Here is a 14,642-nt window from a genome sequence, read left to right on the forward strand (position 1 = left end):
ACGGGACTCGAACCCGCGACCCCCGGCGTGACAGGCCGGTATTCTAACCGACTGAACTACCGCTGCGCGTAACACTTGAAACGAATGGTGGGTGATGACGGGATCGAACCGCCGACATTCTGCTTGTAAGGCAGACGCTCTCCCAGCTGAGCTAATCACCCTTCGCTTCGGTGTGGCGCGCATTCTACGGAGCGACCTTGGGTCTGGCAAGCACTTTCTTAAATCTTTTTTTTGAGCCCTTCCAATGGCTTAGGCAGGGTTGGCCTGAGGCGCTATCAAGAGAATAATGCCCTCCTTTGTATAAAGGAGAGACTCACCCCATGTGGTTCAAGAACCTGCTTATCTATCGCCTGACCCAAGATCTGCCTGTTGATGCCGAGGCGTTGGAAGCGGCCATGGCCACCAAGCTGGCGCGCCCCTGTGCCAGCCAGGAGTTGACCACTTACGGTTTCGTCGCGCCGTTTGGTAAAGGTGAAGACGCTCCCCTGGTTCACGTCAGCGGTGACTTCCTGCTGATCGCCGCCCGCAAGGAAGAACGTATCCTGCCGGGTAGTGTGGTGCGTGACGCACTCAAAGAGAAAGTCGAAGAGATCGAGGCCGAGCAGATGCGCAAGGTCTATAAGAAGGAACGCGACCAGATCAAGGATGAGATCATCCAGGCCTTCCTGCCGCGCGCCTTTATCCGTCGTTCGTCGACCTTCGCCGCCATCGCGCCGAAACAGGGCCTGATCCTGGTGAACTCGGCCAGCCCCAAGCGCGCCGAAGACCTGCTGTCGACCTTGCGTGAAGTGATCGGCACCCTGCCGGTTCGCCCACTCACCGTCAAAACCGCGCCAACCGCGATCATGACCGACTGGGTCACCACCCAGAAGCCGGCCGATGATTTCTTCGTCCTCGACGAATGCGAACTGCGCGACACCCACGAAGACGGCGGCATCGTGCGCTGCAAGCGCCAGGACCTGACCGGCGAAGAGATCCAACTGCACCTGACCACCGGCAAGGTCGTGACCCAGCTGTCTTTGGCGTGGCAGGACAAACTGTCCTTCATGCTCGACGACAAAATGACCGTCAAGCGCCTGAAGTTCGAAGACCTGCTGCAAGACCAGGCCGAACAGGACGGCGGCGACGAAGCCCTGGGCCAGTTGGATGCGAGCTTTACCCTGATGATGCTGACGTTCGGCGATTTCCTGCCGGCGCTGGTTGAAGCACTCGGCGGTGAAGAAACACCACAGGGCATCTGACGCCCTCTCTTTGTAGGAGCCGGCTTGAGCCGCTTCGTCGGCAACACCTTCGCCTACTGGGTGTTGATCTTTGCCGTGCTGGCGTTCCTCGAACCGGGCTGGTTCATCGGCCTCAAAGGCGCCATCGTGCCGCTGCTGGGCCTGGTGATGTTCGGCATGGGGCTGACCCTCAAACTCGAAGACTTCGCCGAGGTCGCCCGCCACCCGTGGCGCGTGGCCCTGGGCGTGGTTGCCCACTTCGTGATCATGCCCGGTGTGGCCTGGTTGCTGTGCCAGGCCTTCCACCTGCCGCCGGAAATTGCCGTCGGTGTGATCCTGGTCGGTTGCTGCCCAAGCGGCACCTCCTCCAACGTAATGACCTGGCTGGCCCGGGGTGACCTGGCGCTGTCGGTGGCCATCGCCGCCGTCACCACCCTCCTCGCCCCGCTGCTGACACCCGCACTGATCTGGCTGCTGGCCTCGGCCTGGCTGCCTGTTTCGTTCATGGAGCTGTTCTGGTCGATCCTGCAAGTCGTGTTGCTGCCCATCGTGCTCGGCGTACTGTCGCAACGGTTGCTCGGCGAACGTGTACGCCATGCGGTGGAGGTCTTGCCGCTGGTGTCGGTGGTGAGCATCGTGATCATCGTCGCGGCCGTGGTTGCCGCCAGCCAGGCGAAGATTGCCGAGTCGGGTCTGTTGATCATGGCGGTGGTGATGCTGCACAACAGCTTTGGCTACCTGCTGGGTTATTTCACCGGCCGCCTGTTCGGTTTGCCATTGGCACAGCGCAAGTCGTTGGCGCTGGAAGTGGGCATGCAAAACTCCGGGCTGGGTGCTGCCTTGGCCAGCGCGCATTTTTCGCCATTGGCGGCGGTGCCGAGTGCACTGTTCAGCGTCTGGCACAACATTTCCGGAGCGTTGCTCTCGACCTACTTCCGCCGCATGAGCGAAAAGGAAGACCGCAGCGCACTGGAAACCACGCCGTAAACTTGATCGCCCGATCAATATTCGGCACTCTACCGAGCTTCGCGGGGACGACCTCGCGACGCTCTTAAGCGCCTAATCCGGGGACGACCCCACGTCTGTAGAGAGGGTCATCATGTCCTGGATCATTCTGTTTTTTGCGGGTTTGTTCGAAGTCGGCTGGGCCGTTGGCCTGAAGTACACCGACGGTTTCAGCAAGCCTTTGCCCACAGCCCTGACCATTGCGGCCATGGCGATCAGCCTGGGTTTGCTGGGGCTGGCGATGAAGGAACTGCCGCTGGGCACCGCCTATGCGATCTGGACTGGCGTGGGTGCGGTGGGCACGGTGATCGCCGGGATTATCCTGTTTGGGGAATCCATGGCGCTGTTCCGGCTGGCGAGTGTGGCGTTGATCATTTGCGGCCTTATCGGCCTCAAGATCAGCACCTGACCCACTGGCGCACCGCACTGTAGGAGCCCGCTTGCGGGCGATGGCAGTCATACGGACGCCATCGCCGGCAAGCCGGGCTCCTACAGGACCGTGCCGCGCAGCTCGGTTACCTGTTGCTGCAGATGTGCAGGCGTTGCCGCCTCCGTAGATACCGGCTCACCCGCCACCAGCACCACCCGCGACCAGACCCGATGGAAAACCCCCTTCTTCGGATCACGACTGAAGAAACTCCCCCACAACCCCTGCAAAGCCATCGGAATTACAGGCACCGCCGTCTCCTCCAGAATGCGCGTCACGCCGCCACGAAACTCGTTCATCTCGCCATCGGTCGTCAGCTTGCCCTCCGGGAAGATGCACACCAACTCCCCTTCCTTCAGGTACTGCGCAATCCGCGTGAAAGCCTTTTCGTAGATCTGGATGTCTTCGTTGCGCCCCGCAATCGGAATCGCCCCGGCGGTGCGGAAGATAAAGTTCAGCACCGGCAAACGGTAAATCTTGTAGTACATGACAAAGCGAATCGGCCGACGCACTGCGCCGCCAATCAACAGCGCATCGACAAACGACACGTGGTTGCACACCAGCAGGGCCGCGCCCTCATCCGGGATGGCTTCCAGGTTGCGATGCTCCACGCGGTACATGGAATGGCTGAGCAGCCAGATCATGAAACGCATGGTGAACTCGGGGACAATCTTGAAGATGTAGGTGTTGACCGCGATGTTGAGCAGCGACACCACCAGGAACAGCTCGGGGATCGACAGCTTGGCCACGCTGAGCAGCAGGATCGACACGATGGCCGACACCACCATGAACAGCGCGTTGAGAATGTTGTTGGCCGCGATCACCCGGGCCCGCTCGTTCTCGGCGGTGCGCGACTGGATCAACGCGTACAGCGGCACGATATAGAAGCCGCCGAACACCCCCAGGCCGAGGATATCGAACAACACCCACCAGGCCTGGCCATAGCTGAGCACGGCGAGCCAGTCGTTGGCCTGCACGTTCTGCGGGAAGCCACCCGAGTGCCACCACAGCAACAAGCCGAACACCGTCAGGCCGAACGAACCGAACGGCACCAGGCCGATTTCGACTTTGCGCCCCGAAAGCTTCTCGCACAGCATGGAACCCAGCGCGATGCCCACGGAAAACACTGTGAGGATCAGCGTCACCACGGTTTCGTCGCCGTACAGCCACTCTTTGGCGTACGCCGGGATCTGCGTCAGGTAGATCGCGCCGACAAACCAGAACCACGAGTTACCAACGATGGAACGCGAAACAGCCGGCGTCTGCCCCAGGCCCAGGCGCAAGGTGGCCCAGGATTCGCTGAAAATGTTCCAGTTCAGGCGCAGCCCCGGAGTCGACGCCGCCGCCCGAGGGATGCCTCGGCTGGCCAGGTAGCCCAGCACCGCCACGCCGACAATCGCCACCGACACCAGCGGCGCGTAATGGGTCGACGACATGATGATCCCGGCGCCGATGGTGCCGGCCAGGATCGCCAGGAACGTGCCCATTTCCACCAGGCCGTTGCCGCCGACCAGCTCATCTTCATGCAGGGCCTGGGGCATGATCGAGTACTTCACCGGGCCAAACAGCGCCGAGTGGGTGCCCATGGCAAACAGCGCCAGCAGCATCAACTCCAGGTGGTTGAACATGAACCCGGTGGCGCCCACGGCCATGATCACGATCTCGCCGATCTTGATCGCGCGGATCAACGCGTCCTTGTTGAATTTCTCGCCAAACTGCCCGGCCAGCGCCGAAAACAGGAAGAACGGCAGGATAAACAGCAACGCACACAGGTTGACCCAGATCGAGCGGTCACCGTCGATGGTCAGCTTGTAGAGGATGGCGAGGATCAGCGATTGCTTGAAGATGTTGTCGTTGAAGGCGCCCAGCAACTGGGTGACGAAAAACGGCAAAAAGCGCCGTGTGCGCAGCAAAGTGAATTGCGAGGGGTGGCTCATCGTCCGTGTTCCTGCGTGGCCTGTTGGGCTTTTATTAAAAACAGGCCACGACTTTACCTAATCCCGCTTACTTATTCCCTAGTCCTGCAATGCAGGGGGAAACAAAAAGCTCACCTTTATAGGCGCCCTGCACCGTGCGCTTGGCAACGATCAGCCACATCAGCGCCAAGGCCACCACCAGCACACTGCCCATCACACTGAAAAAACCCAGGTGCAGCACGTTCGCCAGCTTCAGCGTCGCCAGGGCATACACCCCCAGCGGGAAGGTAAAGCCCCACCAGCCGAGGTTGAACGGGATACCAGCACGCAGGTAACGCAGGGTGATCAGCACCGCGATCAGCATCCACCACAACCCAAAACCCCACAGCGTGATGCCCGCCACCAGGCCCAGGCCGTTGGCCATCTCACCGACACCGGGCAAGCCATTGGCGGCGAAGATCGCCGGTGCGTCACCGCCAAGCAACAGCATGCCAAGGGCGCCGGTGCCAATCGGGCCCAGGGCCAACCAGCTCGACGCCGCCATATTGGCGTGGGGCAACTTATGCAAGGCCATGCGCAACATCAGGATGGTCAGGATGCTGAACGCCACCGGCAGCGAAAACGCCCAGAGCACATAGCTGGTCACCAGCATCACCAGTTGCGAATGGGCGTCTGCCAGGTGCGGCGCGAGCAAGCCGCCGCTGGCGGCGGCCACTTCGGCGGCAACCACCGGCAACAGCCATACGGCGGTCATCTGGTCGATGCTGTGCTCCTGGCGAGTGAACATCATGAACGGGATCAGCACGCCGCAGGCCAGGGCCATCGCCACGTCCAGCCACCAGATCACTTCGGCCAGGGGAATCACACTGTTGCCCCAACGGGGCAGGCCGAACAGCAGCAATCCATTGAGAATGGTCGCCAGCCCCATCGGGATGGTGCCGAAGAACATCGAGACGGTGGAGTGCCCGAAAATCCGCCGCGCCTCGTGGAAAAACATCACCCAGCGGGCGGTGTACAGGGCGCTGAACAGCACGAACAAGCCGATGGTGAACACCCACAGCGCTTCGGCAATGGCCTGCAGGCCTGGCACGTTGACGGGCAACTGGGCCAAGGCCAACGCCAGTACACCGGTGCCCATGGTGGCGGCGAACCAGTTGGGGGTGAACTGGCGGATCACTTCCCGTGGTCGGGTCAGGTGACTGAAGGGTTTGTAGCTGATGGTAGTCGAGCAGGTCATGGTGGTATTCCTCTTCCTCGCATGAGGTTGAGACCATCATAGAACCCTATCGAATATCTATATAACGGGTAATATCTCTATCTGTTATCTACTTTACAGATATACGATCAAACGCTGCCTTCGCACTCAATCACCAAAATTCGCGCCGTGCCTTGAGGATGGGCCACATGCTCGGTGCCGACACTGGCGTAGAAGATATCCCCCACCGCCAGCTCTGCCACGTGCTCAAAGCCGTTATCGCGGTAGTGCATGTGCACCCGGCCATCGAGCACCACGAAGACTTCTTCACCGTCGTTGATGTGCCAGCGATACGGCTGGTCGGTCCAGTGCAAACGGGTGGTGATGCCGTTCATGTTGGCGATGTCCAGCGCCTCCCAGGCGCGGCTGCCGGTGAAGTCCTTGCTTCGGATGATCTTCATGCGTGAACCTCGATCAGGCGGTACGGGAGGCGATTATTACCCATCAAGCGCCTGTCGTCGCCCTGGCCCGCGCCGAATCCTGCATCAGCAAGCCGCCCAAGGCACCGAGGGCCAGCACGATCAACACGACGCCGTAGCCGTCGGTGGTCACGATCAGGCCAAACACCCGGCTCAGGTTGCCGGCCAACAGCGCCGGCAGGCAGAACGCCAGGTAGCTCAGCACATAGAAGGCCGACATCAAGCCCGCCCGTTCATGGGGCAACGCCAGCCCGACGATGCTGCGAATGCTGCCCATGAAGCCGCCGCCAAAGCCAAAGCCCGCGATCACACTGGCGACAAAGAATAGCCACAGGCTGGCGCTCTGCACGGCGACCAACAGCAACGCCACGCCGACAGCCAGCAACAGCGCGGACAAGCGCATGACTTTGTCAGCCGGGTATTCGCGCAGGCGGTAGATCATCACTGCGCCGCTCAAGGTCACCACGGCCACCAGGCCGCCGCCGATCAGGTGGGAGGTCGAGCCGGTTGCCGTCTTCACCAGCGAAGGGGCCAGGGAGGAAAAGAACCCACCCAGTGCCCACACCGCCACGTTCAAGGGCATCGCCAGCCACAAGGCACGGCGGGCCTGTGCGGGTACATGCAGGGTCGGCGCCAGGGATTTCAAAGCCCCCGGAATGCGGCTGACCGTTTCGGGCAAACGCCACACGTATAACGCCTGCAACACCATCAAGCCGAGCATCACCAGGTAGATCAGTTGAGTCGGCCGTGGCGCGAACTCCACCAGCAAGCCACTGCCCAGTCCGCCACTGGCCATGCCCAGCAACGGTGCGAGGCTGTTGAGCATTGGGCCGCGCAGGCGATCGGTGTCGAGCAACGTGGCGCTCAACACCGCTGTCGCCGTGCCGGTGGCGAAACCTTGCAGGGCGCGTGCGGCAATCAGGTAGGCGGTGCTGTCAGCGTTGATAAACAGCAGCATGGCCACACTATTCAGCAACAAGGCGACGAATATCACCGGCTTGCGCCCCAGGTAATCCGACAGCGAGCCCACGGTCAGCAGCGCCGCCAGCAGGCTCACGGCGTACACGCCAAAGATCACCGTCAGCATCGCCGCCGAAAAATGCAGATTGTCCTGATACACCTGATACAGCGGTGTCGGTGCACTGGAGGCGGCGAGAAAGGTCAGCACCGTGATGACCAGAAACGCCAGGTTCGAACGGTTGGAAGTAGGACTGGACATCGGCACGCTCCGCTAAAGCTAACATTTTGCTTTTGCAGAGTGTGCTACCGGAAAGCGCTTAAAGCAAATTCTTTGTGTTAAGGTTTTAGGCATGGCTATTAAAGAAGGTCTTCGCCCGGGGGGCCGCAGTGCCCGGGTCCAGGAATCAGTGCACAACGCCACGCGCGAACTGCTGGAAGCTCACGAGCGCTCCAGCGTGACCGTGCCGATGATTGCTGCGCGCGCGGGCGTTACGCCCTCCACCATCTATCGACGCTGGGGCGACCTTTCCGTGTTGCTGGCGGATGTCGCCCTGGCACGCATGCGCCCGGACAGCGAGCCGGCCAATACCGGCAGCCTGCGTGGCGACTTGCAGGCCTGGGCCGAGCAATACCTGGATGAAATGAGTTCGGAGCCGGGGCGCAACATGATGCGTGACCTGCAGTGCACGATCACGCCAGGCTACTGCGTGAGCATCCTGAGCGGGCAGTTGCAGGCGATTGTCGACCGTTACCCCGATGCGGCACCGCCGAGCGTGGACCACCTGATCAACCTGATCGCCGCGCCGACGGTGTTTCGCATCCTGTTCTCGACCGCACCGCTCTCGGTGCAAGAGCTGCACGCGCTGATCGAGCTAGCCCTCAAACCCTGAAGGCCTGCACTCATCAAAATGTGGGAGCTGGCTTGCCTGCGATAACGGTGGGTCAGCTGGCATATCATTCACAGGCAGACCGCTATCGCAGGCAAGCCAGCTCCCACATTGACCTGATCACACTCCAAAAAAAAGGCCTCATCTGAGGCCGTTTTTTTAGAGGATCGTCGCTTACGTGCGCATCCCACGCCCGCTCACCAGCAACTTGGCGCAGCCGATATACAGCACCACAGTCGCGACCAGCATGAAGGTGATCGCCACGCTGATCTTGATGTCCGACACCCCCAGGATGCCGTAGCGGAAGGCGTTGACCATGTGCAGCACCGGGTTGGCCAGCGACACGGTCTGCCAGAACGGTGGCAACAGGGTGATGGAGTAGAACACCCCGCCCAGGTAGGTCAGCGGCGTCAGCACGAAGGTCGGGATGATCGAAATATCATCGAAGTTGCGTGCAAATACGGCGTTGATGAACCCCAGCAGCGAGAAGATCGTCGCCGTCAGCACCACCACCAGCAAGGTGACCCCCAGGTGATGCACCTGCAGGTGGGTGAAGAACAGCGACAGCAGGGTCACGATCACCCCGACCATCAGGCCGCGCAGTACACCGCCCAGGGTGTAGCCGATCAGGATGGTGTGCGGCGATACCGGCGATACCATCAGTTCCTCGATGGAGCGCTGGAACTTGCTGCCGAAGAAGCTGGAAACCACGTTGCCGTAGGAGTTGGTGATCACCGACATCATGATCAGGCCCGGCACGATGTACTCCATGTAGGTGAAGCCACCCATGTCGCCGATCTGGCGACCGATCAGGTTACCGAAGATCACGAAGTACAAGACCATGGTGATCGCTGGCGGCAGCAGGGTCTGCGGCCAGATCCGGGTAAAGCGCTTCACTTCGCGATAGACGATGGTTTGCAGCGCGACGAGGTTGGGTTGCAGTTCGGAACTCATACCGCCACCTTCGCCAGATTTTTCTCCACCAGGGACACGAACAACTCCTCAAGGCGATTGGTTTTGTTACGCAGGCTCAGCACTTCGATGCTCTGGGCTGCCAGTTGAGTGAACAGCGCCGTGATACCCATGGCCTTGTCCACCTGGACTTCCAGGGTGTGGCTGTCCACCAGGCGGCTCGGGTAGCCGAGCAGTTGCGGCGGCGCCGACAGGTTGTTTTTCAGGTCGAGCAGGAAGGTTTCCACATGCAACTGGCCCAGCAGGTTACGCATGCTGGTGTTTTCGACGATGGTGCCGTGGTCGATGATGCCGATGTTGCGGCACAGCTGCTCAGCCTCTTCCAGGTAGTGGGTAGTGAGGATGATGGTGATGCCCTTCTCGTTCAGCTCAGTGAGGAAGGTCCACATCGAACGGCGCAGCTCGATATCCACACCGGCCGTTGGTTCATCGAGGATCAACAGGCGCGGCTCGTGCACCAGGGCGCGGGCAATCATCAGGCGGCGCTTCATGCCGCCGGACAGTGAGCGCGAAGGCACATCACGCTTGTCCCACAGGCCTAACTGGGTCAGGTACTGCTCGGCGCGCTCCTTGGCGACTTTCGCCGGGATGCCGTAGTAACCGGCCTGGGTCACGACGATGTCGAAGGTCTTTTCAAACTGGTTGAAGTTGAACTCCTGGGGCACCACGCCGATGGAACGCTTGAGCGCCGCCGGGGATTTGTCCAGGTCATGACCAAAGATATTCACCGTGCCGCTGGTCTTGTTGACCAGTGTCGAGAGGATACCGATGGTGGTGGATTTGCCGGCACCGTTGGGGCCGAGCAAGGCAAAGAAGTCACCTTCGGCAACGTCCAGATCGATACCACTCAGGGCCTGGAAACCGTTGCCGTAGGTTTTGGTTAGCTGCCGGATGGACAGAGCGGAACTCATATCGGATTACGCACCAAAGAAGGGAATTGGAAGAATAGATGAGGGCGCAGCGCGCGTATTCAACGGCGGCGCATGACAACCATGTTGGCTGCCCGCGCCGCACAAGTACAGTCACCTGTATTAATAGTCAGTATTAAGTCAACGCAGTCATGACCGCTTTGCGGTAGGCCGGGCGCTGCTGCAGGCGCTGGTACCAGGCCTCTAGATGGGGCATTGCAGGCCGCTCGATGGGCATTTCAAACCAGGCGTAGGCAAAGCAGCCCAGGGGGATGTCGCCCATGCCGATCTCGTTGCCCGACAGATACGGCTGTGTGGCGAGGGCCTGGTCGACGGTCTTGAGCACATCGATGCAGGCTTGGCGCCCGGCGTTGATGCTGTCCCAGTTCTGCTTTTCGGCGGGGGTGCGCAGGATGCCCCAGAACACAATCTTGAACGGTTCGGCGAGGGTAGACGTGGTCCAGTCCATCCACTTTTCAGCGTTGGCTCGCGCCTTCAAGTCGGTGGGGTACCAGCTGGAGGCTTCCTTCGCACAGAGGTAGCGCACGATGGTGTTGGACTCCCACAGCACAAAGTCGCCGTCTTCGATCATCGGCACCCGGCCATTGGGATTCAGTGCCCGGTATTGCGGGGTGTCGACCACACCAAAAGCCCCGCCCGCATCAATTGCCTCATAGTCCAGACCGAGTTCCTCGGCGCACCACAGTGCTTTCCTGACGTTTGATGAATTTTTACGACCCCAGATTTTCAGCATGACCGCGCCTTATCGTTGATGAACATGGCTTGATGAACGCAGCAGCATACGCCGGTTCACGCGCGGCTTAAATCGCTCTGCATGTCGCCCAGCAGGTCTGGCATGTCCTCGGCAAACAGGTGCGGGTAACACTGGCGGATATGGGCGAAGAAAAACGCCTCGGGCACGTCGGGAAACTGCCCGTGGTCCAGCACATATTCCATCGAGCGCTGGCCCTGGCGGTTGAACGCGTGGAACACGCTGTCATGCAGGCCATCGAACGCCAGCGGCGGCACATCGAACAATTCACACAGCTGGCTGTTGAACGCCGGAGTCGCCTTGACCCAGCGCCCGCGCAAGTACAGCTCGGTGTAGCCATGCATGGCGAACACATCGCTCTTGAGCAACGCGATCAGGCGCGGCGTCGACAGGTGGTTGCGCACGTCAGCCAGACCGATGCGCGCCGGTATGCCGCAGTGGCGGGCACAGGCGGCGAGCAAGGTGGCCTTGGGCACGCAGTAGCTCTCACCGGTGGCGAGGGCGAAGCTGGCGTTGAGGGTGTCTGGGTCACGGCTGAAGGTGTACGGGTTATAGCGAATCGCCTCACGCACGGCGTAGTAGAGACTGACTGCCTGGTCACGCAAATCTGCGCTGGGGCCACGATGTTTTTCGGCGAACTCCACCACCGCAGGGTGGTCACTATCGATGAAGCGGCTGGGACTCAGGTACGTATCCATGGGCGTTATCTCCGAAGCAAGCCTTGAGTGTAACGACAGGTTTGCCCTGTAGATAACGACGATTCGGCCAAATGTCGGCGCCTGGCGACCGGTGCTTCCCGTACAACTCGTAACACCCTGATCACCGCGCTTTTTCGGATGCCGACTAAGCTCCTTGGTGGTTTCGCCCCTGGTTTCACGGAGGATTGAATATGCTGTTGTTGTGGATACTGGTTCTGGTGGTCGGCATTGCCTACCTGGCACACCGCCGCACCGCGCCGCTGCCCGCCCTGGGTGTGGTCGCCGTCTACCTGCTGGCGATGGGCGCCTGGAGCCACGCACCGGGTTGGCTGCTGCTGATCTTCTGGGTGTTGCTGGCGGCTGTCGCTGCACCGCTGCTGCTGCCGGACCTGCGCCGCCAATACTTCACCAAGCCGCTGTTCAGTTGGTTCCAGAAAGTCCTGCCGCCGATGTCCGAGACCGAGCGCGATGCGATCGACGCCGGCACCGTGTGGTGGGATGGCGAGCTGTTCAGCGGTCGCCCCGACTGGGACAAGTTGCTGGCCTACCCCAAGGCGCAACTGACCGAAGAAGAACAGGCCTTCATCGACGGCCCCACCGAAGAACTCTGCGCGATGGTCAGCGACTGGGAAATCGGCCAGGCCATGGACCTGCCGCCCGCCGCCTGGGAACACATCAAGACCCACGGTTTCTTCGCCCTGATCATCCCCAAGGAATATGGCGGCAAGGGTTTCTCGGCCTACGCCCACTCCCAGGTCGCCATGAAACTCGCCACCCGCAGCGGTGACCTGGCCTCCACCGTGATGGTGCCCAATTCCCTCGGCCCGGCCGAATTGCTGCTGCACTACGGCACCGACGAACAACGCAACCATTACCTGCCACGCCTGGCCCGTGGCGACGATATCCCCTGCTTCGCCCTTACCGGCCCATTGGCTGGCTCCGATGCCGGCGCCATGCCCGACACCGGGGTGATCTGCAAAGGTGAGTGGGAAGGCAAGGAAACCCTGGGCCTGCGCCTGAACTGGGAAAAACGCTACATCACCCTTGGCCCGGTTGCGACCTTGCTGGGCCTGGCCTTCAAGGCCCATGACCCGGACCACCTGCTGGGCGAAGAAGAAGACCTGGGCATCAGCCTGGCGCTGATTCCTACCGACACCCCGGGTGTAGAAATCGGCCGCCGCCACCTGCCCCTGGGCGCCGCGTTCATGAACGGCCCCAACTCCGGCAAGGACGTGTTCATCCCTCTGGAATTCCTCATCGGCGGCCAGGAGATGCTCGGCAAGGGCTGGATGATGTTGATGAACTGCCTGTCGGTCGGGCGTTCGATCTCGCTGCCGGCTGTCGGCACTGGCGCCGCCAAGTTCACCAGCCTGGTGACCGGCCAATACGCGCAAGTGCGTGAGCAGTTCAACGTACCGCTGTCGGCCTTCGAAGGTATCCAGGAAGCCCTGGCGCGCATCGGCGGCAACGCCTGGCTGATGGACAGCGCGCGCATGCTCACCGCCAATGCCGTGGACCTGGGGGAAAAACCCTCGGTGCTGTCGGCGATCCTCAAGTACCACCTCACCGAACGCGGCCGCGAGTGCATCAGCCACGCCATGGACGTGCACGGCGGCAAGGGCATCATTATGGGCCCAAACAACTACCTGGGCCGCAACTGGCAAGGTGCGCCGATCTTCATCACCGTGGAAGGCGCGAACATCCTCTCGCGCAACCTGATGATTTTCGGTCAGGGCGCCATCCGCTGCCATCCGTTCGTGCTCAAGGAGATGGCCCTGGCCGGTCGTGAAGACCATGACCAGGCGTTGAAAGAGTTCGATGGCTTGTTGATGCAGCACATTGGCTTTGCCGTGAGCAACGCCGCCAGCACGCTGGTACTGAACCTCGGCATCGGCCACTTCGAGAAAGCGCCGGGCAACCGTTTGAGCCAGGGTTACTTCCGTGCGCTGAACCGCCAGGCTGCCGCCTTCGCCCTGCTCGCCGACTTGAGCATGATGTTGCTGGGTGGCGAACTGAAGCGTCGTGAACGCCTGTCGGCACGCCTGGGCGATGTGCTGAGCCATATGTACCTGGCGTCGGCCGCGCTCAAGCGTTACCACGACCTGGATTCGCCGGACCATCTGGAGCCCCTGTTCGCCTGGGCCATGGAAGAAAGCCTTGGCCAGTCGGAACGTGCGCTGGATGAACTGCTGAGCAACTTCCCGAACAAGGTGCTCGGTTGCCTGCTGCGGGTGATCGTGTTCCCGTTTGGCCGTCGCCACACCGGGCCGTCCGATGCGCTGGATGCCGAAGTGGCTGCGGTGATCGGCCGGGCCAAGGGCGACCCGACCCTCGAAGAGCTGTTGGCCGGCTGCTACCGCCCGCAATCGGCGGACGACCCGGTGGGCGCCCTGCAACACGCCTATGACCTGCTCGGCGCCAGCCAGCCCTTGCAGAAAAAGCTCCACCAGGGCCTCAAGAGCGGCCAGGTCAAACCGGCGGCCGGCGAGCATGCCATCGACGCCGCACTGCACGCTGGCGTGTTGCAACCGGCTGAAGCGCAGACCCTGCGTGATGCCGAAGCGGCACGGCGCAAGGTGATCGACGTGGATGATTTCAGCAAGGAGGAGCTGACCCAGGCAGAAGGCAAAGTCCGCTGAGTCGAGCGGTCATATAAAAACGGGCGCGTGAGCTATATACTCTCGCGCCCGTTTTTGCTTTAGAGGACTTATCTCGTGTCCAACGTCGTTGCCGATCATCTCGTCTTGCTCGACCACCTGCGCAGCATCCTGGTTGCCGTCGGCGAAGCCGAACAGGTTCCCGAGGAAAGCCACTCGCTGTTCCTGGAGCGTTTCGACGAATTGCGCGCCCTGCTGCCCATCGACCCGATCGAAAGCCAGTACCTGGGCCAGGACCTGATGAGCCAGGTCATTCTGCGCTACCCACAAATCGCCCACCTGGTGCCACGCGACCTGCTGTGGTTCTTCGGCGGCGACTGCCTGCACTTCATGCCCGACGAAGAACTGGACATGTACCAGGCCCTGGAAGAGCGTCGCTTCGAAGCCGAGCAGAACGACGAGCCCTTCGACTGGAACCAGGAGAAGCAACTGCTGGCCATGTCGGACGACCAGAGCAAGCACTGATTTTCTAGAACCACACGACACTCACTGTAGGAGCCGGCTTGCCGGCGATGAGGCCCTTGAAACCAACATTGGACTCAAGGC

14 protein-coding genes and 1 tRNA gene are annotated in these 14,642 nt (G+C 61.2%); 6 read left to right on the forward strand and 9 right to left on the reverse strand.

The genetic code is table 11. From position 1 onward, the window contains the following. Window positions 1–85 precede the first annotated feature (85 nt). Window positions 86–161: transfer RNA gene (locus AC07OV_RS12555), tRNA-Val, on the reverse strand. A 159-nt stretch (window positions 162–320) separates the two neighbouring features. On the opposite strand from AC07OV_RS12555, the gene rdgC reads away from it, so the two are divergent. The 3 genes from rdgC (at window position 321) to sugE (ending at window position 2,634) form a co-directional block, all read left to right on the forward strand. Further along, complete coding sequence (rdgC, locus tag AC07OV_RS12560) at window positions 321–1,241, forward strand: recombination-associated protein RdgC (RefSeq protein ID WP_005786703.1); 921 nt, start codon at window positions 321–323, stop codon at window positions 1,239–1,241. Between the two features lie 24 nt (window positions 1,242–1,265). Further along, window positions 1,266–2,207 carry a bile acid:sodium symporter family protein gene (locus tag AC07OV_RS12565; protein ID WP_494998471.1) on the forward strand — a complete coding sequence of 314 codons (942 nt, stop codon included), beginning with the start codon at window positions 1,266–1,268 and terminating at the stop codon, window positions 2,205–2,207. 112 nt (window positions 2,208–2,319) lie between these two features. Then, window positions 2,320–2,634: a quaternary ammonium compound efflux SMR transporter SugE gene (gene sugE, locus AC07OV_RS12570; protein WP_003237114.1), complete on the forward strand. Its 315-nt coding sequence runs from the start codon at window positions 2,320–2,322 to the stop codon at window positions 2,632–2,634. 80 nt (window positions 2,635–2,714) lie between these two features. On the opposite strand, the gene AC07OV_RS12575 is transcribed toward sugE, so the two are convergent. From AC07OV_RS12575 to AC07OV_RS12590, 4 genes are all read right to left on the reverse strand, one after another. Beyond that, window positions 2,715–4,589: an MFS transporter gene (locus AC07OV_RS12575; protein ID WP_495092328.1), complete on the reverse strand. Its 1,875-nt coding sequence runs from the start codon at window positions 4,587–4,589 to the stop codon at window positions 2,715–2,717. Window positions 4,590–4,656: 67 nt separating this feature from the next. Further along, complete coding sequence (locus AC07OV_RS12580; RefSeq protein WP_495092329.1) at window positions 4,657–5,805, reverse strand: TDT family transporter; 1,149 nt, start codon at window positions 5,803–5,805, stop codon at window positions 4,657–4,659. 107 nt (window positions 5,806–5,912) lie between these two features. Beyond that, window positions 5,913–6,224, reverse strand: coding sequence for a cupin domain-containing protein (locus AC07OV_RS12585; RefSeq protein WP_495092330.1), 312 nt, complete (start codon window positions 6,222–6,224; stop codon window positions 5,913–5,915). A 43-nt stretch (window positions 6,225–6,267) separates the two neighbouring features. After that, window positions 6,268–7,461 (reverse strand): MFS transporter, encoded by a 1,194-nt coding sequence (locus tag AC07OV_RS12590; protein WP_494998474.1) that lies wholly within the window; start codon window positions 7,459–7,461, stop codon window positions 6,268–6,270. A 91-nt stretch (window positions 7,462–7,552) separates the two neighbouring features. On the opposite strand from AC07OV_RS12590, the gene AC07OV_RS12595 reads away from it, so the two are divergent. After that, window positions 7,553–8,092, forward strand: a complete 540-nt coding sequence (locus tag AC07OV_RS12595) for a TetR/AcrR family transcriptional regulator (RefSeq protein WP_176996443.1) — start codon at window positions 7,553–7,555, stop codon at window positions 8,090–8,092. Between the two features lie 171 nt (window positions 8,093–8,263). On the opposite strand, the gene AC07OV_RS12600 is transcribed toward AC07OV_RS12595, so the two are convergent. The 4 genes from AC07OV_RS12600 to AC07OV_RS12615 form a co-directional block, all read right to left on the reverse strand. Then, window positions 8,264–9,043 (reverse strand): ABC transporter permease, encoded by a 780-nt coding sequence (locus tag AC07OV_RS12600; protein ID WP_176996444.1) that lies wholly within the window; start codon window positions 9,041–9,043, stop codon window positions 8,264–8,266. Further along, the gene (locus AC07OV_RS12605) at window positions 9,040–9,972 is read right to left on the reverse strand and encodes an ABC transporter ATP-binding protein (RefSeq protein ID WP_176996445.1); all 933 of its coding nucleotides are present in this window, start codon (window positions 9,970–9,972) and stop codon (window positions 9,040–9,042) included. Before AC07OV_RS12605 ends, AC07OV_RS12600 begins: the two co-directional genes overlap by 4 nt. Before the next feature lie 133 nt (window positions 9,973–10,105). Further along, entirely contained in the window at window positions 10,106–10,723 is a 618-nt protein-coding gene (locus tag AC07OV_RS12610) for a glutathione S-transferase (RefSeq protein WP_176996446.1), read from the reverse strand. A 56-nt stretch (window positions 10,724–10,779) separates the two neighbouring features. Then, window positions 10,780–11,439: a transglutaminase-like domain-containing protein gene (locus AC07OV_RS12615; RefSeq protein ID WP_495092331.1), complete on the reverse strand. Its 660-nt coding sequence runs from the start codon at window positions 11,437–11,439 to the stop codon at window positions 10,780–10,782. A gap of 191 nt (window positions 11,440–11,630) precedes the next feature. Here AC07OV_RS12615 and AC07OV_RS12620 point away from each other — a divergent pair, with 191 nt between their 5' ends. Together AC07OV_RS12620 and AC07OV_RS12625 are read left to right on the forward strand one after the other, a co-directional pair. Further along, on the forward strand, window positions 11,631–14,078 hold the full coding sequence (locus AC07OV_RS12620) for an acyl-CoA dehydrogenase (protein ID WP_494998476.1): 2,448 nt from the start codon (window positions 11,631–11,633) through the stop codon (window positions 14,076–14,078). A gap of 75 nt (window positions 14,079–14,153) precedes the next feature. Beyond that, window positions 14,154–14,561 carry a PA2817 family protein gene (locus AC07OV_RS12625; RefSeq protein WP_176996449.1) on the forward strand — a complete coding sequence of 136 codons (408 nt, stop codon included), beginning with the start codon at window positions 14,154–14,156 and terminating at the stop codon, window positions 14,559–14,561. Window positions 14,562–14,642: the final 81 nt, after the last annotated feature.

The sequence above is a fragment of the Pseudomonas sp. GW821-FHT09A09 genome (genome assembly GCF_059418405.1).

Bases quoted from the DNA above. Each gene is read 5' to 3' on its own strand.
- rdgC (WP_005786703.1), top strand. From the start codon at position 321: ATGTGGTTCAAGAACCTGCTTATCTATCGCCTGACCCAAGATCTGCCT.
- sugE (WP_003237114.1), top strand. From the start codon at position 2,320: ATGTCCTGGATCATTCTGTTTTTTGCGGGTTTGTTCGAAGTCGGCTGG.
- AC07OV_RS12575 (WP_495092328.1), bottom strand. From the start codon at position 4,589: ATGAGCCACCCCTCGCAATTCACTTTGCTGCGCACACGGCGCTTTTTG.
- AC07OV_RS12580 (WP_495092329.1), bottom strand. From the start codon at position 5,805: ATGACCTGCTCGACTACCATCAGCTACAAACCCTTCAGTCACCTGACC.
- AC07OV_RS12585 (WP_495092330.1), bottom strand. From the start codon at position 6,224: ATGAAGATCATCCGAAGCAAGGACTTCACCGGCAGCCGCGCCTGGGAG.
- AC07OV_RS12590 (WP_494998474.1), bottom strand. From the start codon at position 7,461: ATGTCCAGTCCTACTTCCAACCGTTCGAACCTGGCGTTTCTGGTCATC.
- AC07OV_RS12595 (WP_176996443.1), top strand. From the start codon at position 7,553: ATGGCTATTAAAGAAGGTCTTCGCCCGGGGGGCCGCAGTGCCCGGGTC.
- AC07OV_RS12600 (WP_176996444.1), bottom strand. From the start codon at position 9,043: ATGAGTTCCGAACTGCAACCCAACCTCGTCGCGCTGCAAACCATCGTC.
- AC07OV_RS12605 (WP_176996445.1), bottom strand. From the start codon at position 9,972: ATGAGTTCCGCTCTGTCCATCCGGCAGCTAACCAAAACCTACGGCAAC.
- AC07OV_RS12610 (WP_176996446.1), bottom strand. From the start codon at position 10,723: ATGCTGAAAATCTGGGGTCGTAAAAATTCATCAAACGTCAGGAAAGCA.
- AC07OV_RS12615 (WP_495092331.1), bottom strand. From the start codon at position 11,439: ATGGATACGTACCTGAGTCCCAGCCGCTTCATCGATAGTGACCACCCT.
- AC07OV_RS12620 (WP_494998476.1), top strand. From the start codon at position 11,631: ATGCTGTTGTTGTGGATACTGGTTCTGGTGGTCGGCATTGCCTACCTG.